This window comes from Streptomyces sp. NPDC088354, assembly GCF_044753585.1.
In the GTDB taxonomy this organism is placed as follows: Bacteria; Actinomycetota; Actinomycetes; order Streptomycetales; family Streptomycetaceae; genus Actinacidiphila.
This window is the reverse complement of sequence record NZ_JBIVNJ010000008.1, coordinates 143308-164109: the sequence shown is the minus strand read 5'-3', so window position 1 is coordinate 164109 and position 20802 is coordinate 143308. Positions and strand designations below refer to the sequence as shown.

Sequence of the window (20802 nt, the reverse complement as noted above, 5' to 3'; positions counted from 1 at the left end):
AGGGGCTCTCGGCACCAGTACGCGGCCGGCCGCAGGCTCGTGCCATGGCGAACCCCACTGTCTCCGCCCCGCCCGTGTCCCGTGCCGGGACGGGCGGCCGCGCACCGGCCGGCCGGCTGCTCGGCACCGTACTGACCGGCCAGTTCATGGCCCTGCTCGACGTCTTCATCGTCAACGTGGCCGCGCCCACCATCCGCACCGACCTGCACGCCTCGGGCGCCGCCCTCCAGCTCGTCGTGGCGGGCTACACGATCTCCTACGCCGTCCTGCTCATCACCGGTGCTCGTATCGGCGACCTGTGGGGCCACCGCAGGACCTTCGTCGCCGGTCTCGGGCTGTTCACCGCGGCCTCGCTGGCCTGCGGCCTCGCGCAGTCCGCCGGGGAGCTGACCGGCTTCCGGCTCGTCCAGGGCGCCGGGTCGGCCCTGATGATCCCCCAGGTGCTCAGCCTCATCCAGCGCAACTTCACCGGTGAGCGGCGGGTGCGCGCCCTCGGTGTCTACTCCGCCGTGCTGGCCACCGGCGCGGCCGCGGGGCAGTCCCTCGGCGGCCTCCTCGTCAGTGCCGACCTGTTCGGCACCGGCTGGCGTCCGGTGTTCCTGGTCAACGTGCCCATCGGGATCGGCCTGCTCGTCCTCGCGCCGCGGGTCGTCCCGCGCGACCCCGACGGGGCGGCGGAGCGCCGCCGCGGCCTGGACCTGCCCGGCCTGGTCACGCTGGGGGCCGCCGTGACGCTCTTCACCGTCCCGCTCGTCCTCGGGCAGGAGGAGGGCTGGCCCCTGTGGGGCTGGATCTGCCTCGGCCTCAGCGCCGTGCTGCTCTGCGTCTTCGCGGTCCTGGAGGCCCGGCTGACCCGTCGCGGCGGGGCGCCGCTGGTGTCCGCGCGGGTGCTGCGCGCTCCCGGCATGCGCCGCTCCGTGGTCGTGATCGCCGTCGCCATGGCGCTGAACGCCGGCTTCCTGTTCTCCATCGCGCTGCACCTGCAGAGCGGTCTCGGCCTCAGCGCGCTGCGCACCGGGCTGACCTTCACCGCCGCGGCCGTCGCCTTCGGTGGCGTCGGGCTCAACTGGCGCCGCCTGCCGGCGCGTACGCACGCACTGCTCGCCCCGCTCGGACTGGTGGTGGCCGCGGTCTCGTTCGCCGCCATGGGGTTGCTGCTGCGCGACGGGCAGCAGCACGAGCTGCCCTTCCTCGTCGTCCAGTTCGGCGTGGGCCTCGGGCTGGGCGCGTCGTTCAGCCCCACGCTCACGCTCGCGCTCGGCAGGGTGGCGCCGCAGGATGCCGCCGACGCCAGCGGGCTGCTCGCCACCGTCACGCAGCTCGGCCAGCTGATCGGCGTCGCCGCCTTGGGCACGCTCTTCCTCAACCGCCTGGCTTCCTCGGGCTCCTCCGCCCACGCCATCGCCCTCACCTCCTGGGGGCTCGCCCTGACGGCGGCCCTCGGCGCGCTGGCGGGGCTGTCGTCGCAGCGTCGTGCTAGGCCCTGAGCCGCCGTACGGCGACAGCCGCCGCGACGCACAAGAAGGCGACGCCCACCGCCGGGTAGACCGCCGACAGGGCCATCTGCCAGGCGGACTGGTGGAGTTCGGGCCGGGCGACGCCGTCCCCGTGGGGGATGAGCCACAGCCCGTACGAGCAGAAGACGAGCCCTGCCGCGACGGCGGCGGCCCGCGAGACCCGGTCGAGCAGTACGACGAGCGGCACGGCCCACACCCAGTGGTGGGACCACGAGACGGGGCTGACCAGGAGCGCGGTCACCGCGCAGGAGACCACCGCCCAGGCCCATGCGCCGGAGGCGAGCGCGGCGACGGCGACGGCGAGCCCGGCGCACGCCACCAGAGCGGCCGTCACGAGCCACCACGTCCCCGGATCACCGGTGTGCAGGGCCCGCGCGAGCACCCCGCGCAGGGACTGGTTGGCGGTGTCCTCGCCGTGCCCGGCCCGGTCCGCGGAGAAGATCACCCCCGTCCAGAAGCGCCGGGAGTCGTGCGGCAGGACCACCGCGGAGAGGCCGGCCGTCGCGGCGAGGACGCCCGCGGCGACGCAGGCGCGCCGCAGGTGGTCGTTCCACCGCTCCCGGCGCCGCCAGGCCAGCACGAGCCCGCCGGCGGCGAGGAGCACCACGAAGAGCGCGGGTGTGAGCTTGATCCCGGCGGCGATGCCGATCCCGACGCCCGCCGCCCGGGAACCGGGCCGCAGGGTGAGGTCCCACAGCACCAGCACGGCGAGCAGCAGGTTGATCTGCCCGTACCGCAGCGTCGTCCACACCGGCTCGGACCACACCGCGACCGCGGCGAGGGCGAGGGCCGCCGCCGCGGGGGGCAGCCGTCGGTGCGGCCCGGCCAGCCGCAGCGAGAGGGAGGCGAGCGCGACGAGCAGCCCGAGGTTGAGCAGGGTGGCGGCGATCCGCGCGGCACCGGCCGGCAGGAGGGTGAGCGCCGTGAAGAGGAGGGCGGCGAAGGGCGGGTAGGTGTTGGGCAGCTGAGCGTGGGTGACGCGCATCGCGTACAGGTCGCCGCCCTGCCGCACCGTCCATCCCTCGGCCCGGTAGACCGTGAGGTCGATCATCGAGACATGGGCGGCGTGCTGCGCCAGACAGAACGCCGCGAACGAGACGAGGCACACCACGGCCGCCACGACGGTGGGGCGGCGGAGGCGGTGCGTCCGTTCCGCCGTGGCGTCGACGATGCGCTGCGTGGCGGTCACGGGGGCCGTCTCCAGTCCTGGGGGTCGGGGTCAGCCGACAGTACCGGAATGGATTTGGCGAACCGCCCCCGCGGCCGTGTAATGTATGCCGAGTCGCCGGGGGGACCCGGAGGAACGGCAACGCGGGGCTATAGCTCAGTTGGTAGAGCGCTTGCATGGCATGCAAGAGGTCCGGGGTTCGAATCCCCGTAGCTCCACTTCACGCGAAGGGCCCGGTACCTCAGGTATCGGGCCCTTCCGCGTGACCGGACCGCCCCGGCCCGGTGGCCGCCACCGCCGGGCCGGGCGGACGTTCAGCGGCGCCCGCCCTCCTCCATCCGCAGGGCCAGCGCGGGGCAGCGGGCCACCGCGCGCTGGGCGGCGGCGTCCAGGTGCGGCGGGACGGGCGTCCCGGCGATGTCGGGGTAGCCGTCGCGGTCCAGCCGGACGATCTCGGGCAGTACGCCGGCGCACAGCCCGTGGCCCTTGCACAGCGTCCAGTCGACGACCAGCCGCTTGTTGCCCGCGGCCGCGGCCGTGTTGCCGCTCGCGGGGCCGCCGAGCAGCGGCGAGGGCTCGGACTTGAGCAGGGGGAGCACGCCGACCGTGGGACGGCCGCAGCCGCCGCCGAGGACGTGGGCCGCGAGGTCGTCGGTGAAGGCGTTGATGGTGGACATCACAAAGCGCATGGAGCCGTCGGGGTGCTTGCAGACCCCGCGCCCCTTGACCGCCACCGCGGTCTGCCGGAGCTGCTCCAGGGCGGCCTGTCCGCCGCCGTTGAGCACGTCCTGCAGCAGTCCGGCCATCCGGGGCAGGCCGAGGCGGCACGGCCCGCACTGCCCGGCGGTCTCGGCGGCCAGCCACTGCGCGACCCGCAGCGACTCGCCGAGCGGGCACAGCCCCGGGTCCAGCGGCAGCAGCGCGCCCGCGCCGAGCGTGGCCTTGTGGGCCTCCAGCGACTCGCGGGCGATGGTCACCATCGACGCGATGTTGGGGTCGATCCAGTTGCCGTGGTAGCCGCCCACGAGCACGCCCTGCCCCGGGTTCCCGCCGCACATCTGCAGGATGTACGACATGGGCACGCCGGTCGGGGTCTCCACGACCGTCTGCCGGGGCACCGAGCCCGACACGGTGAGCATGGCGGTGCCGGGCTCCCCGGGTGCGCCCGCGGAGCCGAAGCGGATGGGTCCCATGCGGGCGCCGACCGCGAGTTGGGTGAAGGTCTCGGTGTTGGAGAAGAGCGTCGGCATCCCGGCGATGCCCGATTCGCTCGCGCTGACCTTCTTGCCGGGCGGCAGCGGCAGACCGCCGTTGGCCGCCGAGATGATGCCGGAGGACTCGCCGGACACGAAGCGCTCCGGCATGCGCACGATGCGGGCCCTCAGCTGGCGGCCGCGCTTGGCGCCGAGACCGCGCTCGGCCAGGGCGTCGCGCACGGACTGCTCGTTGGTGTCGCGGGTGACGCTGATCACCAGCTCGCGCGCGCCCAGGATCTCGGCGCACAGCAGGGCGCCGTCCAGCATCAGGTGCGGTGCCCGGCGCAGGATGACCGCGTCCTTGCGGCAGGCGGGCTCGCCCTCGCAGCCGTTGACGACGATCGCCGTCGGGCTGCCGCGCCGGCGCGCGGCCTCTCCGACGGCCTTGAGCTTCTTGTAGAAGGGGAAACCGGCGCCGCCGCGGCCGCGCAGGCCCATCAGCTCGGCGAGGTCCAGGAGTTCGCCCTCGGTCATGGTCGGCATGGAACCGTGCACGTTCAGATGGGTGACCCGGTCCAGTCGTTCCACCTCGTCGAACCCCGCGGTTATTCGGGGCAGCCCGACCGTACGGACGTCGGGCAGCACATCACCCGCCCCCGTACGAAGGGCGGGTGAGCGGTCCGGCATGGCGGGCAGGTTCATCGCTGTCCTTCATAAGGTCCGGGCGTCGACTGCTGCCAGGAGATCGGCTGGAGCCGGTCGGCTCCCAGCGGATCGGTGTCCTGGACGCCGCCGGGCACTTCGGTCCCCCAAGGAGGGGTGCCGTCCCAGGCGCCGGGCTGGGGCTGTTGCTGGTACGGCTGTTGGGGCTGCTGAGAATACGGGGACTGCGGGTCCGCGGGAACCTGCGGCAGCTGCATGGTGGCGCCCGCGGGGTCCGTGCCGAAGGCGAGGCCGGGGGCCGGGGGAGGGGTGGGCGTGTACTGGCCGGCGGCCGGGAAGCCGGGCAGCGGCGGCAGCGGGTCGGTGTACGCGCTGGCCAGGGCCGGGCCGCCCTCCTCGCGGACGGCACGCCGCCGGCCGCCGGAACCGGCGCCGCGGGCCAGGTTGCGGAAGGACGCGGAACGTTCCCGGGTCTCGGGGAAGACGGACTCGCCGCGGACCTTGCGCAGCCGGACCACCAGGGCGATGGCGACGCCGACCAGGCAGACCATGTAGCAGATGATCACCCAGGGCTTGGCGGCCCGGCCGGACTCCAGCCCGTGGACGAGGGCGGCGCACCACGAGGCGTACGCCATGCCGTGCAGGATGCGCCAGCGCACGGGGTGGCGTCTGGCGGCGAAGATGCTGCGCATCGCGCCCGTGGCGGCGGCGAGGATCATCAGGTAGGCGGCCAGCACGCCCAGCGATATGAGCCCGTCGCGGCCGGTGACGCCGAGGGGGAGGAAGGCGCCGGCGGTGGTGACGCGGACCTCGACCACCTTCGTCGTCACGTGCAGGATCAGGAAGCCGATGGCGGCGACCCCCAGGGCGCGGTGGATGCCCTGGGTGACCAGCCGTTCGCGCGGGCCGAGGAAGACGGTGTCGGTGGACACCAGGCCCCAGATGACGGTGCAGCTGAGCGAGACGAGGGTGAGGACACCGGCGCCGAAGTCCAGGAAGGCCCGCAGGGCCGGGCCCGCGGTGAAGGCCAGGACGAGCAGAGCGGCGGCGGTACCGGCGGTCGCCCAGACACGCGGCGACTGTGCGGTGCGGAGAGCCCCGGACAGTGTGGCGCTCGCCGGGAGCGGGGGGTTCCGGCGACTGTCGGAGGACTGACGGTTGGTGCGCATGCGCTGACGCTAACCCGGTCGGGTACCCACTTCGATCGTCTTTCGACAACCCGGGATGCGGATCATTACGAACTGCTAACGTCGGTTTGTTCGGCCGCCGTTCGGTAAGGATGTTCGGCCGCCCGCAGGCGGACTTGTCCGGTTTCTTCCGGCTCGTGCCGACCGTGTCCGGTCTCCGGTTCCATATGTCCTCGTTCCGGACCTTTACGCCCCTCCAATTGCCCTTTCGTGACGCTTCCTTGGGCCCTTCTTGGCGAACACATGTCCCTGGCATGAGCCGTTCACCGCGAGAGTGGCGAGGCGGTTCACGTGCGTGGCCGATGCAGACACGCCGCTGTCCGTCAGAACTTCACACAGCAGGGGGTTACATGAGCTCCACCCGCTCCAGAAAGCGGGCCGGCCTGGCCCTGGCAGCGGCGCTGCCGCTGGTCGCCGGTGCGCTGGCGATGGGCATACCCACGGCCCAGGCCGACGCCTCGCACGGGCGTCACACCCTCGCCGGCAGCAAGCCGGTCTGGGCGACGACCAAGTCCGACAAGGGCGCCACTTCTGACGCGAACAAGGTCACCCTCCGGGTGTACCTGGCCGGCCGTGACGCCAAGGGCCTCGCCGCCTACGCCCAGGCGGTGTCCGACCCGGCGTCCGCCTCGTACGGCAGCTTCCTGTCGGCCGCCCAGGCCAAGGCCCGCTTCGGCGCGACCGGGCAGCAGGTCTCCGAGACCACCGCGTGGCTGGAGTCCTCCGGCCTGAAGGTCACCGGCGTCACTGAGCACTATCTGACGGTCAGCGGCGACGTCTCCGCCGCCGAGAAGGCCTTCGGTACCCAGCTGCACAACTTCAGCAAGGGCTCGAAGACCTACCGCGCCCCGGTCGGCACCGCCTCGGTCCCCGCCGCCCTCAGCGGCACGGTGCTCACGGTCACCGGCCTGGACAACTCCCCGCGGCGCGCACAGCACCAGGACACGCTCCCGCCGCCCGCCGGCGTCTTCAAGAACTCCGGTCCCTTCTCCACGTACTACGGGTCGAACACCAACAAGCACCTGCCGGTCGCCTACGGCACGCACGCCCCGTACGCCGTCAAGGGCTACACGGGCAAGCAGCTGCGCGCCGCCTACGGAGCGGGCTCGTACACCGGCAAGGGCGTCACCGTCGCCATCACCGACGCGTTCGCCTCGCCGACGATCGCCGCCGACGCCAAGAAGTACGCGGCGCGCAACGGCGACGCGTCCTACAAGCGCGGCCAGTTCTCCCAGGTCCTGCCGGCCGACTACCGCTTCACCGGCCCGGACGAGTGCGACGCCTCCAACTGGTACGGCGAGGAGACCCTGGACGTCGAGGCGGTGCACGCCCTCGCCCCGGCGGCCGACATCACCTACGTCGGTGCCTCCTCCTGCACGGACGACGACCTGCTCGACGCGCTCGGCAAGATCGTCGACCACCGGCTCGCCGACATCGTCTCCAACTCCTGGGGCGACCTCGAGTCCAACGAGACCCCGGACATCGCCGCCGCGTACGACCAGATCTTCCAGATCGGCGCGGTCGAGGGCATCGGCTTCTACTTCTCCTCCGGTGACGCGGGCGACAACGTCGCCAATCCCCTGGGGACCGGCGCCAAGCAGGTCGACGTCCCGTCCAACTCCCCCTGGGTCACCTCCGTCGGCGGCACCGCGCTCGCCGTCGGCAAGGGCGACAAGTACCAGTGGGAGACCGGCTGGGGCACGCTGAAGGCGACGCTGGCGGCCGACGGCTCCAGCTGGACCGGCTTCCCCGGCGCCTACACCTCCGGCGCGGGCGGCGGCACCAGCAAGCTCTACGCGCAGCCCTTCTACCAGCGCGGCGTCGTTCCCAACTCGCTCGCCCTGGCCAACGGCGGCACGGTCAAGCAGCGCGTCGAGCCGGACATCTCGGCCGTCGCCGACCCGAACACCGGCTTCCTGGTCGGCCAGACCCAGACGTTCCCCGACGGGTCGCTCCAGTACAGCGAGTACCGGATCGGCGGCACCTCGCTCGCCGCGCCGGTGATCGCGGGCGTCCAGGCGCTGGCGCAGCAGGCCCGGCACGGTGTGCCGATCGGCTTCGCCAACCCGCTGATCTACGACCGCTACGGCACCGGGGCGTACCACGACGTCACCGACCACCCGCTGGGCCGCGGCAAGGACCTCGCGGTGGTCCGCGTGGACTTCGCCAACGGCTTCGACGCGTCGGACGGCCTGCTCACCTCGCTCCGCAGCCTCGGCAAGGACAGCTCGCTGTCCGCCGTCGTCGGCTACGACGACGTGACCGGCGTCGGCACCCCGGCGCGCGGCTACGTCGACTCGTACAAGCCGGGCCGCCGCCACTGAGCACGGCGCGAAGCGGCACGTAAGGGCCCGCACCGGGGGGAACCTCGGTGCGGGCCCTTCCGCCTCTGCGGTAACCTGACCTCATGCATGCCGTACGCCTTCTGCTTAGCAAGCCGCGCTGACCAGGATCGATGTCAGTGCGGCGCCCCTCCTGTGCGAGGGGCTTTTTCGTTTCCGCAGGCAGACACCCCGTACGGCCGGGCCGCAGGCCGTCATGACAGCGATGGAGTACGAAGGACGATGAGCGAGACCACCCCTGCCGCAGAGGCCGCCGCGCCCCACCGCTACACGGCCGCGCTGGCCGCCGACATCGAGAGCCGCTGGCAGGACTTCTGGGACGAGAACCAGACCTTCGCCGCGCCCAACCCCACCGGTGACCTGGCCGGGGACGGCGAGCTGGCCAAGCCCAAGAAGTTCATCATGGACATGTTCCCGTACCCCTCGGGCGCGGGACTGCACGTCGGCCACCCGCTGGGTTACATCGCCACCGACGTCTTCGCCCGCTTCCAGCGCATGACCGGCCACAACGTCCTGCACACCCTGGGCTTCGACGCCTTCGGCCTGCCCGCCGAGCAGCACGCCGTGGCGACCGGCGAGCACCCCCGGGTCACCACCGAGGCCGCCATGAACAACATGCGGTCGCAGCTGCGCAGGCTGGGCCTGGGCCACGACAAGCGCCGGTCGTTCGCGACGATCGACCCGGACTACTACCGCTGGACCCAGTGGATCTTCCTGCAGATCTTCAACTCCTGGTACGACGACGAGGCCGACCGCGCCCGCCCGATCGCCGAGCTGATCGAGCAGTTCGAGAAGGGCGTGCGGGAGACGCCCGACAAGCGCCCGTGGGCCGAGCTGAGCCCCGCCGAGCGCGACGCCGTCCTGGGCGGGTACCGCCTGGCCTACGCGTCGGAGTCGCCGGTCAACTGGTGCCCCGGCCTGGGCACCGTGCTGGCCAACGAGGAGGTCACCGCCGACGGCCGCTCCGAGCGCGGCAACTTCCCCGTCTTCAAGGCCAAACTGCGCCAGTGGATGATGCGCATCACCGCGTACGCGGACCGCCTGCTGGCCGACCTGGACGCGCTGGACTGGCCCGAGGCGATCAAGCTGCAGCAGCGCAACTGGATCGGCCGCTCCGAGGGCGCCAAGGTCGACTTCGCGGTCGAGGGCCACGATGGCCGGGCGGCCACCCCGATCACCGTCTTCACCACCCGGCCCGACACCCTGTTCGGCGCCACCTACATGGTGCTGGCCCCCGAGCACCCGCTGGTCGACACCCTGGTGCCGGCCGCGTGGCCGGAGGGCACGAAGGACGCCTGGACCGGCGGCGCGGACACCCCGGCGAAGGCCGTCGCGGAGTACCGCAGGCAGGCCCAGTCCAAGTCGGACGTCGAGCGGCAGACCGAGGGCAAGAACAAGACCGGCGTCTTCAGCGGCGCCCACGCGGTGAACCCGCTGACCGGCGCCCGCATCCCGGTCTTCGTCGCCGACTACGTCCTGATGGGCTACGGCACCGGCGCGATCATGGCCGTCCCCGGCCAGGACGAGCGCGACTGGGAGTTCGCCACCGTCTTCGACCTGCCCATCGTCCGCACCGTCCAGCCCCCGGAGGGCTGGGAGGGCGAGGCGTTCACCGGCCAGGGCCCGGCGATCAACTCCGCCAACGCGGAGATCGACCTGAACGGCCTGGGGGTCACCGAGGCGAAGCGGACGGTCATCGACCACCTGGAACGGCGCGGCATCGGCCAGGGCACCGTCAACTACCGCCTGCGCGACTGGCTGTTCAGCCGTCAGCGCTACTGGGGCGAGCCCTTCCCGATCGTCTACGACGAGGACGGCGTCGCCCACGCCCTGCCCGACTCGATGCTGCCGCTGGAGCTGCCCGAGGTCGAGGACTACTCGCCGCGCACCTTCGACCCGGACGACGCCGACACCGTGCCGGAGACCCCGCTGTCCCGGAACCAGGAATGGGTCGACGTCGACCTGGACCTGGGCGACGGCCGGGGCGTGCGCCGCTACCGCCGCGAGACCAACACCATGCCCAACTGGGCGGGTTCCTGCTGGTACGAGCTGCGGTACCTGGACCCGCACAACGACCGGCAGCTGGTCGACCCCGAGATCGAGCAGTACTGGATGGGTCCGCGGGAGGGGCAGCCGCACGGCGGCGTCGACCTGTACGTCGGCGGCGCCGAGCACGCGGTGCTGCACCTGCTGTACGCGCGCTTCTGGTCCAAGGTGCTGTTCGACCTGGGCCACGTCTCGTCCGTGGAACCGTTCCACAAGCTGTTCAACCAGGGCATGATCCAGGCGTACGTCTACCGTGACAGCCGCGGCTTCCCGGTCCCGGCCGCCGAGGTCGAGGAGCGCGACGGCGACTACTGGTACGGCGGCGAGCAGGTCAAGCGCGAGCTGGGCAAGATGGGCAAGTCCCTGAAGAACGCCGTCACCCCGGACGAGATCGCCGCCGAGTACGGCGCCGACACCCTGCGCCTGTACGAGATGGCGATGGGCCCGCTGGACGTCTCCCGCCCGTGGGACACCCGCGCCGTCGTCGGCCAGTACCGGCTGCTGCAGCGGCTGTGGCGCAACATCGTCGACGAGGCGACGGGCGAGGTGACGGTGACCGACGCCGAGCCGGACGAGGACGCCCTGCGGGCCCTGCACAAGGCGATCGACGGCGTCCGCCAGGACCTGGAGGGCCTGCGCTTCAACACCGCCATCGCCAAGATCACCGAGCTGAACAACCACCTGACCAAGGCGGGCGGCGCCCTGCCGCGCCAGGTCGCCGAGCCCCTGGTGCTGCTGATCGCGCCGCTGGCCCCGCACATCGCCGAGGAGCTGTGGCGGCGGCTGGGGCACGAGCAGTCCCTGGCGCACGAGGACCTGCCGGTCGCCGACCCGGCGTACGTGGTGGACGAGACCGTCACCTGCGTCGTCCAGGTCAAGGGCAAGATCAAGGCCCGCCTGGAGGTCCCGCCGGAGATCTCCGACGCCGACCTGGAGGCCCAGGCCCTGGCCGACCCGGCGGTCGTCGCGGCCCTGGGCGGTGCGGCCGTGCGCAAGGTGATCGTCCGGGCGCCGAAGCTGGTCAACATCGTCACGGGCTGAGACACCGGTCCGGGTCCGCCGGCGGCAGCGGCGGCGGGCGGCCCGCTCCGGGTCGCCGGAGACTTCGGATCTCAGGGGTGGACGAGGGTTTCCCCGGAACCCTCGTCCGCCCCCGGCCGTTTACGGTGGGCATACGCCGATCGAGCAGATCGGGCCGACCGGGCAGAGGAGCCGCCGTGGATGTCGCCGTCGCCCTGATCCTGCTGATCTTCGCCTCCTTCGTCGCGCTCGGCATCGTGGCCACGGTCAGGACGGCCCGGGCGGTACGGCGCGGCGTGGAGCGTACGAGCGTCGAGGCCCGGCGCGTCGTGGAGGAGACCGGTCTCAAGGCGCGCCGCTACACCCAGCCCGGCCCCGCCGGGAAGCTCGCCGAACTGCGCCTCGCGCTGCGCACCTCGGTCGCCAGCACCCGGGAGGCGCTGGAGTCCCGGGCCGCGGACGACTCCGGGCTCAGCGAGGCCGTGGCGCTGTTCCGGCGGCTGAGCGGACACGCCACGGAACTCGACGCCGAGCTGAAACTGCTGGAGCGCGAGCCGGACCGCGCCCGGATCTCCGCGCGCCTGGGCGAACTGGAGGAGCGCACCCGCCGCATCACCCACTCCGCCGACTCGCTGCGCTGGGCCGCCCAGGACCGCGCCCGGCGCTTCGCCGACGACGACCTCGCGGCGCTGGGCCGCGACATCGACCTGGAGGCGGGTGCCCTGCGGCACTGGGCGCCGGCGAGCCTGCCCGAGCCGGGCCCCGGGGCGTCCTCGTCCGCGGAGCGTCCGCCGAAGACGCTGTGAGCGCGGGCTGGGCGGGCCGAGGGGTCCGGGCGGTCGGGGCGCCCTCCACCGGGGTCCGCACCCGCCGCGTTCACCCCAGCGGGGCCGTACTGTTGCCGGGCCTTCGGCGCGGGTAACCTCCCGCACATGTCGTCCCATGTCGCTATCGTCACCGATTCCACGGCCTACCTGCCGCAGGAGGCCCTGACCCGGCACCGGATCACCGTGGTTCCGCTGGCGGTGGTCATCGGCGACGAAGCGCTGGAAGAGGGTACCGAGGTATCGGCCCCCGCCGTGGCCCGCGCCCTGGTGCGCCGCAAGCCCGTCACCACGTCCCGGCCCAGCCCCGAGGAGTTCGCCGCCGCCTATCGCGCGGCGGCGGAGGCGGGCGCCACGGAGATCGTCTCCCTGCACCTGTCCGCCGAGTTCTCCGGGACGTACGACGCCGCACGGCTGGCGGCCGGGAGCGCGCCGGTGCCGGTGCGGGTGGTGGACACCGCGATGGTCGCCATGGCCCTGGGCTTCCCCGTCCTCAGCGCCGCCGAGGCCGCGGAGTCGGGCGGCAGCTCCGACGAGATCGTCGCCGCGGCGGAGAAGCGCGCGTCGGACACCTCCGCGTACTTCTACGTCGACACCCTGGACTACCTGCGGCGGGGCGGGCGCATCGGCGCCGCCCAGGCGCTGCTGGGCTCGGCGCTCGCGGTCAAGCCGCTGCTGCAGCTGGACGAGGGCCGGATCCAGCTCATGGAGAAGGTGCGGACGGCGTCCAAGGCGCTCGCCCGCCTGGAGGAGATCGTCGTCGAGCGCGCGGGCTCGCGGCCCGTCGACATCGCCGTGCACCATCTCGCGGCCGCCGACCGGGCCTCCGGCCTCGCGGAGCGCCTGCGCACCCGGGTCCCCGCCCTGCGCACCCTCGTCCTCAGCGAGGTCGGCGCGGTGATCGGGGCCCACACGGGTCCGGGGCTGCTGGGGGCAGTGGTCTCGCCGTTGTGAAACGACCCGAGTGAACCCGAGTGAACCCGAGTGAACCCGAGTGAACCCGGGTGCCCGGGTGCCCGGGTGAACATGAGTCGCCATGAGTGAACGCGAGTAACACCTGCGGGTGGCGGAGTTGTCCACAACGGCCTGGTTGTCCACAGGAATCAAGCAAGATCATCTCTGTGCCGGCGCAAGGCCTACCGTCTCGGACATGGGACCGATCACCGCAACCAGCCGCCGCCACCGGCACGTTCACGCCGACTCCGCCCGCGACCGCGCCGCCGGACTCTTCGACCCGCCGCCCGGGCACCCGCCCGCCGTACTGAACGGGCCCGCGTCGCGCCGTGGTGCGGCGGACCCGGGTACGGACAGCGACACGGCTGCCGACGCGGACGGTGACGGTGACGCTGACGTGCGCGGGGGCGTTGACATGGGCGGAGGCACGGCCGGCCGGCCGCGCGGGGCGGCTGCCCGGCACGGGCCGCCGGGGGTGGCGGTACGGCGCGGCACGGCCTGGCGGCTCGCCCTGACCGAGCGGCTGCCCACGTGGTTCTCCCTGCGCTGCGGGATGGAGCCGAAGACCGCGGTCGCGCTCGCCGCGGTGCTCGTCGTCGCGATCGGGTTCGCGGTGCACCACTTCTGGACGGGCAGGCCGCGGACCGTCGCGGTGCCCCCGGCCGTCTCCACGCTCCCCGCGGCCGTGCCCGCCCCCGTGTCCACCGGCCCCCGCACGCCGCGCCCCGGGCCGGACCCGCAGGCGGCCCTGGTCGTGGACGTGGCGGGCAAGGTGCGGCGCCCGGGTCTGCGGCGGCTGCCGACCGGGGCACGGGTCGCGGACGCGTTGGAGGCGGCCGGGGGAGCCCTGCCCGGCGCGGACACCAGCGCCCTGAACCTCGCCCGAAGGCTGGCCGACGGTGAGCAGATCGTCGTCGGCCGTGTCGCCGCGCCCGGCCTGCCCGCGCCCGCGGCGGCGGGCGCGGCGCCCGCCCCGCCCGCCGCCGTGAGCCTGAACGGTGCCACCGCCGAGCAGTTGGACACCCTCCCCGGCGTCGGCCCGGTGCTGGCGCGGCACATCATCGAGTACCGCGCCCGGCACGGCGGTTTCGCCAGCGTCGACCAGCTCCGGGACGTGAACGGCATCGGGGACCGCCGGTTCGCCGACCTCAAGCCCCTGGTCACGCCGTGAGCCCCCGCCGTCCCGCGGTGCACGCGGACGCCGCCTCGCCCCGGGGCGCGTCCCATCCGCGTCAAGAGGGCCCGGCGGACCTGCGGTTGCTGGTGCCGGCCCTGGCCGCATGGCTCGCCGCGGGCGTCGCGCTCACCGCGCCCGGGCAGGTGGTGACCGGGCTCTGCGCCGCCGGCGCGCTCATGGGCGCGGGCATGCTCCTGGCACCCCGTTTCCTGTCGCGGAGCCTGTCGGCGGCCACGGCCACGGCAACGTTCACGGCGGTCGGTACCGCGCTGCTCTGCGGCACCGTCTCCGCGGCAGTGGCGGCCCTGCACGGCGCAGACCTCCATCGGGGCCCCGTGCCCGACCTGGCGGCCCAGCACGCCCACGCCCGCGTCGAGATCACCCTGACAGCCGACCCCCGCATGATCCGCCCCCATGTGCGCGGTGCGGCCCGCGCCCCCGCCGCCGTACTGCTCGAAGCCGAGGCGGTACGCGTCACCGCGCGCGGTACGACGACGGCCGTGCGCACGCCCGTCCTGCTCGTCGCCCGGCAACCGGTCGCACCCTGGGGGTCGTTGCTCCCCTCGACGCGGCTGGTCGTGGAGGCCCGGCTGGCGCCGCCGGGCGACTCGGGCGACCGCGTCGCCGCCGTGCTGTCCGTGCGCGGCCCACCGCGCGCCGTCGGGCCGCCGTCGGCCGCGCAGCGCTTCGCCGGCGGGTTGCGCGCGGGCCTGCGCACCGCCTCCGAGGACCTCGCGCCGGACGCCCGCGCCCTGCTGCCCGGGCTCGTGGTGGGCGACACCACGCGGATCGGCCCGGAACTCCAGGACGCCTTCGAGGCCACCGACCTCACCCATCTCACCGCCGTGAGCGGGTCGAACCTCTCCCTCGTCCTGGTCCTCCTCATCGGGCCGCCCGGCATCGCGCTGCGCGCCGAACGCCGGGGCCTGGCCCCGCGACTGGCGCTCCCGCTGCACACCACGGCGGCACTCGGCGGCCTGCTCACCATCGCCTTCGTCCTGGTGTGCCGTCCGGACCCCAGCGTGCTGCGCGCGGCGGTGTGCGGTCTGATCACGCTGCTGGCCATCGGCACCGGACGCCGCCGCTCACTCCTGCCGGCCCTGTGCGCGGCCGTCCTGCTGCTGCTCCTCTACGACCCCTGGCTCGCCCGCTCGTACGGCTTCGCCCTCTCCGTACTGGCCACCGGGGCCCTGCTGACCCTCGCCCCGCGGTGGAGCGCGGCCCTGTGCCGGCGGCGGGTCCCTCCCCGGCTCGCCGAAGTACTGGCGGCATCCGCCGCCGCCCAGGCCGTCTGCGCTCCGCTGCTCGCCGTGCTCGCCGCCCACGTCAGCCTCGTCGCCGTGCCGTGCAACCTGCTGGCCGAACTCGCGGTCGGTCCCGCCACTGTCCTCGGCTTCGCCGCGCTCGCCGCCGCGCCGCCCGCCATGACCGCGGCCAAGGCCCTCGCGTGGCTGGCGGGCCTGCCCACCGGCTGGATCGCCGCCGTCGCCCGGCACGGTGCCGCCCTTCCCGGGGCCACCGTGGACTGGCCCGGCACATGGGCGGGTGCCCTCCTGCTCGCGGCGGTCGTGACGGCCGTCGTCGTCGCGGGCCGCCGTCTGCTGCGCCGGCCCTGGCTGTGCGCCGCGGCCGTGCTGCTGATCGTGCTGACCGTCGTCCGGCCCGTCCCGCTGCCCCGGGCCGTGACGGGATGGCCGCCGCCCGACTGGCGCATGGTCGTCTGCGACGTCGGCCAGGGGGACGCCCTGGTGCTCTCCGCCGGCGGGCGGGGCACCGCGGTGGTCGTCGACACCGGACCCGAACCCCGGCTGGTCGACCGCTGCCTGCGGTCGCTGGGCATCCGGGCCGTTCCCCTCCTCGTCCTGACCCACTTCCACGCCGACCACGTCGACGGTCTGCCGGGCGTCCTGCGCCAACGGGCCGTCGGCGCCATCGAGACGACCGTCCTCGACGCGCCCGCGGACCAGGCGGCGTTCGTCCGCGCCCGGGCGGCCGCGGCCCGCGTCCCCGTGATCCGCGCCGTCGCGGGCGAGCACCGCCGCCTCGGACCGCTGGACTGGCGCGTCCTGTGGCCCCCTTCCGCGCCCTCGGACCTCCCCGTCACCGACGACGCCAATCCCAACGACGCCAGCGTCACCCTCCTCGTGCGCACCGCCGGGCTCACCGTGCTCCTGCTCGGCGACCTCGAACCCGACGCCCAGCGCGCGCTGCTCACCGCCGTGCCCGGGCTGGGCCGCATCGATGTGCTGAAGGTGGCCCATCACGGCTCGGCCTACCAGGACCCCGCCCTCCTGGCCCGCCTCCGTCCCCGGCTCGCCCTCATCAGCTGCGGCAGCGACAACCCCTACGGCCACCCCTCACCCCGCACGATCAGCGCCCTCCGCGCCCAGGGCACCACCGTCCTGCGCACCGACACCGACGGACCCATCGCCGTCCTCGGCGATACCGGCCACCTGCGTGCCGCACCCATGGGACATTCACCGTGACCGGTGCCGAACCGCCCGCCCGTCCTCCCGGCGCGGCCGGGCGGCGGCCGGCGGAACGACGAGGAGAGAGAGCGGATGACCTTCAACTACCGCGACCACGCCGTGGCCGACGCCGCCGCGCGGGGCTGGGAACACGTGTCGTCGACGATGACCTTCGGGGCGACCCGCGTGACGGTCGACGAATTCCGCAAGCCCGGCAAGCGGGTGGTCGCCACCTTCATGAACTTCCGGGCGCTCACCGAGTGGTCCGACTACTGGACCCTGGGCCACTTCGACTTCGGCGACGTCAAGGGCCGCATCGAAGCGGTGCAGTCGGGCGCCCACGTCAAGGCACCGAGCCTGGAGCGCGTCCTGGACGGCGACGTGTAGCGATCTCAGCTGTTCGCGAGGCCCAGTTCCTCCTCCGGCACGGAGATCACCCAGCGGGTGCTCTGCCGCGGCCGCAGATAGAACCACCAGTACGCGAGGGAGGCCGCCACGATCACACCCGTGATCACCAGATCCTGAGCGGTCTGCTGGACCAGCACGTACGCCAGCACCGCCACCAGCAGCACCGGCACGGCCGGCCACAGCGGCATGCGCCACGCCGACCGCTGCTTGTGGTCGCCCCTGCGTGCCCCGAGCGCCGCCAGCGCCACCACGATGTACATGGCGGCCACCGCGACCCCCGTCACCCCGCTCAGCGTCTCCACCGGCACGAAGCACAGCACCGCCCCCGGCACACCCACCGCCAGCGTGGCGATCCACGGCGCCCCGAATCGCTTGCTGAGCGTCCCGAACGCCTTGTTGACCGGTGTCGGCCAGGCGCGGTCGCGCGCCGACGCGTACAGCACACGGGAGTTCTGGATCACCATCACGATGCCCGCGTTGATTATCGCCAGTGCGATGCAGAGGCTGATGAAGGTGCCGACCGCGGAATTGCTCCAGCCCTGCACGAGGGCCGACAGGTCGCCCGCGGTCAGGGAGCCCATGTCGGGTGCGCCCAGCGTGATGGCGATCGTCGGGACGATCACCACCAGGGCGCCGATGCCGAGCGTCCACAGCACGGTGCGCGAGACGGTGCGGCGCGGGTTCTCCATCTCCTCCGACAGGTAGACCGCCGTGCTGAAGCCCTGCAGCACGAACAGTGCGATGGCCAGGCCCGCCACGATCGTCCCGGCCGTGACCGCCGTGCCCAGCCCGTGCCCGCCCTGGGTCACGGGGTGGACCAGCACCGAGGCAGGCCGGGCGCGGTGCGAGAAGCCCAGGAAGGCCACCATGCCGGCCGCCACCACCTCCAGCACGAGGAAGATGCCGGTGATCCAGGCATTGGCCCGCAGGTCCAGCAGGCCCATCACGGTCGCCAGCAGCATCACCGCGGCGCCCGCGACCTTGGGGTCGATCTGCGCGAGCGGCGCCAGGTACTCACCCGTTCCCAGCGCGATGATCGGCGGCACGATCATGACCACGATCAGGGACAGCACGAACACGATCCATCCGGCCAGCCGGCCGATCAGCGTGCCGACCATCGCGTACTCGCCGCCCGCGCTGGGGATCAGGGTGCCGAGCTCGGAGTAGCAGAACGCCACCGCGACGCACAGCACGGCCGCGATCACGATGGTCAGCGCGGTGCCCGTGCCCAGGTCGGCGAAGAGCGGCGGCACGATGACGAACAACGACGAAGCGGGCGTCAGGCAGGAGAGCGTCAGCAGCGTTCCGCCCACGACGCCGATCGACCGCTTCAGTGCCTTCGGCGCCTCGATGGGCGGGGCCAGGGGTGAGTGCGGGGCCGCCGGCGGGTGAAGCATGTCGGTCATGCGCGCATCCGATCAGGTCGGGCTGAAGGGGGCTACCGCCTCCGGTCCAGGGAAACTCGGAACGGAATGTTCATCTCCGTTCCGAGGATGAAACCCTGGCCGTCAAGGCCACGTCAAGAGCCTCTGAACAACGAAATCCGTAGCCAAGAAGTCGTCCGTCCAACGTAAAACCACTGCCTACTGGGCGATTGAGTGCGCTAATCCGCACCGGGAGTGGGAAATCGCCACGCCGGGACTGTCGTTGGGCCCCGGTCCTTCCCGCGTCGCGGACCCTGGCGTTCGTGACGGTGCCTCGCCAAGCTGACGCCATGGACGCATCCCAGGCGGACGCCTACCTCCGCCGCATCGGCGCCCCGCGCCCCACCCGACCCGACGCCGACGCACTGCGCGAACTCCACGTGCGCCATCTGGTCGCCGTCCCGTTCGAGAACCTCTCCCTCCACCTCGGGGAGCCCGTCACCCTGGATCCCGACGCCCTCCACGACAAGATCGTCGGGGCCCGGCGCGGCGGCTACTGCTACGAGCTCAACGGCGCCTTCGCGGCACTGCTGACCGCCCTCGGCTACGACGTCGGCCTCCTGGCCTGCCGCGGCATCAGCCCGGACGGGCTCGGCATCCCCTACGACCACCTTGCCCTGCGTGTCCGCACCGCCGACGGGGCCACCCTCCTCGCCGACGTGGGCTTCGGCCGCCACGCCCACCACCCGCTGCCGCTCACCACGGACACCGACCAGTCCGACCCCGGCGGCGTCTTCCGCTTCACCCCCGCTCCCCTGGGTGACCTCGACCTCCTGCACGACGGAACCCCCGCCTACCGTCTCGACCTGCGCCCCCGCGAGCTCGCCGACTTCGAGGTCGGCTCCTGGTACCAGCAGACCTCCCCCCGCTCCCACTTCACCACGTCCCTGGTCTGCTCCCGCCTCACCGACGACGGCGGCCGCCTCACCCTGACCGGCCGCACCCTCATCACGACCGCGCCCGACGGCACCCGCCACGAAGTCCCCCTCGACACGGACAGCGAGGTCCTGGAGGCCTACCGCGACGGCTTCGGACTCGCGCTCGACCGTGTCCCGCGGCTGCGCGCCCCGCTCGGCCTCACGGCACCACTGCCGTCGCCGTGATCTCCACCAACTGCCCGGTGTAGCCGAGGCATGCCACGCCGACCAGGGTGGAGGTGTGGGGCCCTTCGCTGAGGCCGCAGGTGCGGACGACGTCCCAGACCCGGGCGAGGTCGGCGGGATCGTGGGCGACCACGTACACGGTGGTGGCGACGACGTGGGGGAGGCCGCTGCCGATCGCGTGGAGGGCCTCGTCGAGGTTGGCGACGACCTGGTGGGCCTGGGCCACGGGGTCGCCGGGGCCGACGAGCTCACCGTCGGCGTCGAGGGGGACGGAACCGGCCATGAAGGCGACGCGGGTGCCGGTCTCGACGACGGCGGCGTGCGCGTAGCCGGGCGGCGGGAAGAGGGACGGGACGATCGTGTGACGGGTCATTGCGGCAGCCTGCGGCGGGCGCCGGGGACGTGTCACCCGATTTTCGGCGTGCGCCGGACCGCGAGGACGCCGCCCAGCTCGTCCGCCGCCCGCCCGCCCGCGCCCGCCGGGTCGGCGCCGTGCGAGCGGTCCCTGCCGGCACGGCGAACACCACGGCCGCCTCAGGGGTTTGGCAACCGTGATCTCGGCGGTGCCGCCGCGCCGTGCCGAGTCCACCGCGCCCGTGCGCAGACCCGGGGGCGGTCCGAGAAGTGCAACCGCCGTGTCACGGGATGCCCATGGGTGCGTATCAGCAGGCATGAGGGGCCCGGAGCCGTGGCAGGTTGACCTCATGACCATCATCGGCTGGATCGTGCTCGGCCTGCTGGCAGGCGCCATCGCCAAGATACTGCTGCCCGGCAGGGACCCGGGCGGCCTGGTCGGAACGACGCTCATCGGGATCGCGGGCGCCCTCGTCGGCGGCTGGATCTCGGCGAAGTTCCTGCACCACCCCATCACCAAGGAGTTCTACGATCTGCCCACCTGGGGGGCCGCGATCGGCGGCGCCCTGGTGCTGCTGATCGTCTACCGCGTCCTGTTCGGCGACTCCCGCTCCCGCTGAACGGGAGCCGCCGCGCACCGCTCCGGGCCGAGGCCCGGGCCCGGTTCTAGTCCTCTTCCTCCAGCCAGCCCTCGAACTCCTCCGCCAGCGCGTTCAGCGCGGCGGGATCCAGTTCGCCGTCCTCGTCGTTGACGACGACGAGCCACTGGGCGTCTTCGGCGTCGTCCTCTCCCGCGAGGGCGTCGCGGACGATCTGGGGGCGGGCAGGGAGGTCGAAGCGCTCTGAGGCTTCGTCGGCGGCGTCCTCCGCGGAGTCGCGGTCGGGCAGTACGAGGACATGTCTGACGTCATTCACCGGGACATTGTGTCGGACCCGCGTGGGATGCTGGAC

The 20802-nt window shown here is 73.3% G+C and carries 15 protein-coding genes, 1 tRNA gene and 1 pseudogene; 11 read left to right on the top strand and 6 right to left on the bottom strand.

Going from position 1 to position 20802, the window contains the following annotated elements:
• Positions 1-44 precede the first annotated feature (44 nt).
• The gene (locus tag ACIP98_RS15255) at positions 45-1487 is read left to right on the top strand and encodes an MFS transporter (RefSeq protein ID WP_401976153.1); all 1443 of its coding nucleotides are present in this window, start codon (positions 45-47) and stop codon (positions 1485-1487) included.
• On the opposite strand, the gene ACIP98_RS15250 is transcribed toward ACIP98_RS15255, so the two are convergent.
• Positions 1477-2706: a glycosyltransferase 87 family protein gene (locus tag ACIP98_RS15250; RefSeq protein WP_401976150.1), complete on the bottom strand. Its 1230-nt coding sequence runs from the start codon at positions 2704-2706 to the stop codon at positions 1477-1479. The two genes, ACIP98_RS15255 and ACIP98_RS15250, sit on opposite strands and share 11 nt — an antisense overlap.
• Before the next feature lie 124 nt (positions 2707-2830).
• Between ACIP98_RS15250 and ACIP98_RS15245 the strand changes: the two genes are divergently transcribed.
• Positions 2831-2903: transfer RNA gene (locus ACIP98_RS15245), tRNA-Ala, on the top strand.
• Between the two features lie 23 nt (positions 2904-2926).
• On the opposite strand, the pseudogene ACIP98_RS15240 reads toward ACIP98_RS15245, so the two are convergent.
• Together ACIP98_RS15240 and ACIP98_RS15235 are read right to left on the bottom strand one after the other, a co-directional pair.
• Positions 2927-4583: pseudogene (locus ACIP98_RS15240) on the bottom strand (NADH-ubiquinone oxidoreductase-F iron-sulfur binding region domain-containing protein).
• On the bottom strand, positions 4580-5713 hold the full coding sequence (locus ACIP98_RS15235; RefSeq protein ID WP_319664639.1) for a cytochrome b/b6 domain-containing protein: 1134 nt from the start codon (positions 5711-5713) through the stop codon (positions 4580-4582). Before ACIP98_RS15235 ends, ACIP98_RS15240 begins: the two are co-directional and overlap by 4 nt.
• Before the next feature lie 368 nt (positions 5714-6081).
• Here ACIP98_RS15235 and ACIP98_RS15230 point away from each other — a divergent pair, with 368 nt between their 5' ends.
• From ACIP98_RS15230 to ACIP98_RS15200, 7 genes are all read left to right on the top strand, one after another.
• Positions 6082-8055 (top strand): protease pro-enzyme activation domain-containing protein, encoded by a 1974-nt coding sequence (locus ACIP98_RS15230; RefSeq protein WP_401976147.1) that lies wholly within the window; start codon positions 6082-6084, stop codon positions 8053-8055.
• Positions 8056-8295: 240 nt separating this feature from the next.
• Positions 8296-11160 carry a leucine--tRNA ligase gene (leuS, locus tag ACIP98_RS15225; RefSeq protein WP_401976144.1) on the top strand — a complete coding sequence of 955 codons (2865 nt, stop codon included), beginning with the start codon at positions 8296-8298 and terminating at the stop codon, positions 11158-11160.
• A 176-nt stretch (positions 11161-11336) separates the two neighbouring features.
• Entirely contained in the window at positions 11337-11945 is a 609-nt protein-coding gene (locus ACIP98_RS15220) for a hypothetical protein (RefSeq protein WP_319664634.1), read from the top strand.
• A gap of 126 nt (positions 11946-12071) precedes the next feature.
• Positions 12072-12917, top strand: coding sequence for a DegV family protein (locus ACIP98_RS15215; protein WP_319664633.1), 846 nt, complete (start codon positions 12072-12074; stop codon positions 12915-12917).
• A 196-nt stretch (positions 12918-13113) separates the two neighbouring features.
• Positions 13114-14088, top strand: a complete 975-nt coding sequence (locus ACIP98_RS15210; protein ID WP_401976143.1) for a helix-hairpin-helix domain-containing protein — start codon at positions 13114-13116, stop codon at positions 14086-14088.
• Entirely contained in the window at positions 14085-16580 is a 2496-nt protein-coding gene (locus ACIP98_RS15205; protein ID WP_401976141.1) for a ComEC/Rec2 family competence protein, read from the top strand. Before ACIP98_RS15210 ends, ACIP98_RS15205 begins: the two co-directional genes overlap by 4 nt.
• Positions 16581-16655: 75 nt before the next feature.
• Positions 16656-16949, top strand: coding sequence for a hypothetical protein (locus ACIP98_RS15200; protein ID WP_401976139.1), 294 nt, complete (start codon positions 16656-16658; stop codon positions 16947-16949).
• Between the two features lie 5 nt (positions 16950-16954).
• Here the strand turns inward: ACIP98_RS15200 and ACIP98_RS15195 are convergent, their stop codons facing one another.
• A complete protein-coding gene (locus ACIP98_RS15195; RefSeq protein ID WP_401976138.1) occupies positions 16955-18376 on the bottom strand; it encodes an APC family permease in 1422 nt (473 codons plus the stop codon).
• A 308-nt stretch (positions 18377-18684) separates the two neighbouring features.
• Between ACIP98_RS15195 and ACIP98_RS15190 the strand changes: the two genes are divergently transcribed.
• Positions 18685-19497, top strand: coding sequence for an arylamine N-acetyltransferase (locus ACIP98_RS15190; protein ID WP_401976136.1), 813 nt, complete (start codon positions 18685-18687; stop codon positions 19495-19497).
• On the opposite strand, the gene ACIP98_RS15185 is transcribed toward ACIP98_RS15190, so the two are convergent.
• Complete coding sequence (locus ACIP98_RS15185) at positions 19472-19870, bottom strand: RidA family protein (RefSeq protein WP_401976133.1); 399 nt, start codon at positions 19868-19870, stop codon at positions 19472-19474. The genes ACIP98_RS15190 and ACIP98_RS15185 overlap by 26 nt on opposite strands.
• A gap of 331 nt (positions 19871-20201) precedes the next feature.
• Here ACIP98_RS15185 and ACIP98_RS15180 point away from each other — a divergent pair, with 331 nt between their 5' ends.
• Positions 20202-20471 carry a GlsB/YeaQ/YmgE family stress response membrane protein gene (locus tag ACIP98_RS15180; protein ID WP_319664625.1) on the top strand — a complete coding sequence of 90 codons (270 nt, stop codon included), beginning with the start codon at positions 20202-20204 and terminating at the stop codon, positions 20469-20471.
• Positions 20472-20517: 46 nt separating this feature from the next.
• Here ACIP98_RS15180 and ACIP98_RS15175 read toward each other — a convergent pair whose 3' ends face one another.
• Positions 20518-20766: a hypothetical protein gene (locus ACIP98_RS15175; RefSeq protein WP_319664624.1), complete on the bottom strand. Its 249-nt coding sequence runs from the start codon at positions 20764-20766 to the stop codon at positions 20518-20520.
• Positions 20767-20802: the final 36 nt, after the last annotated feature.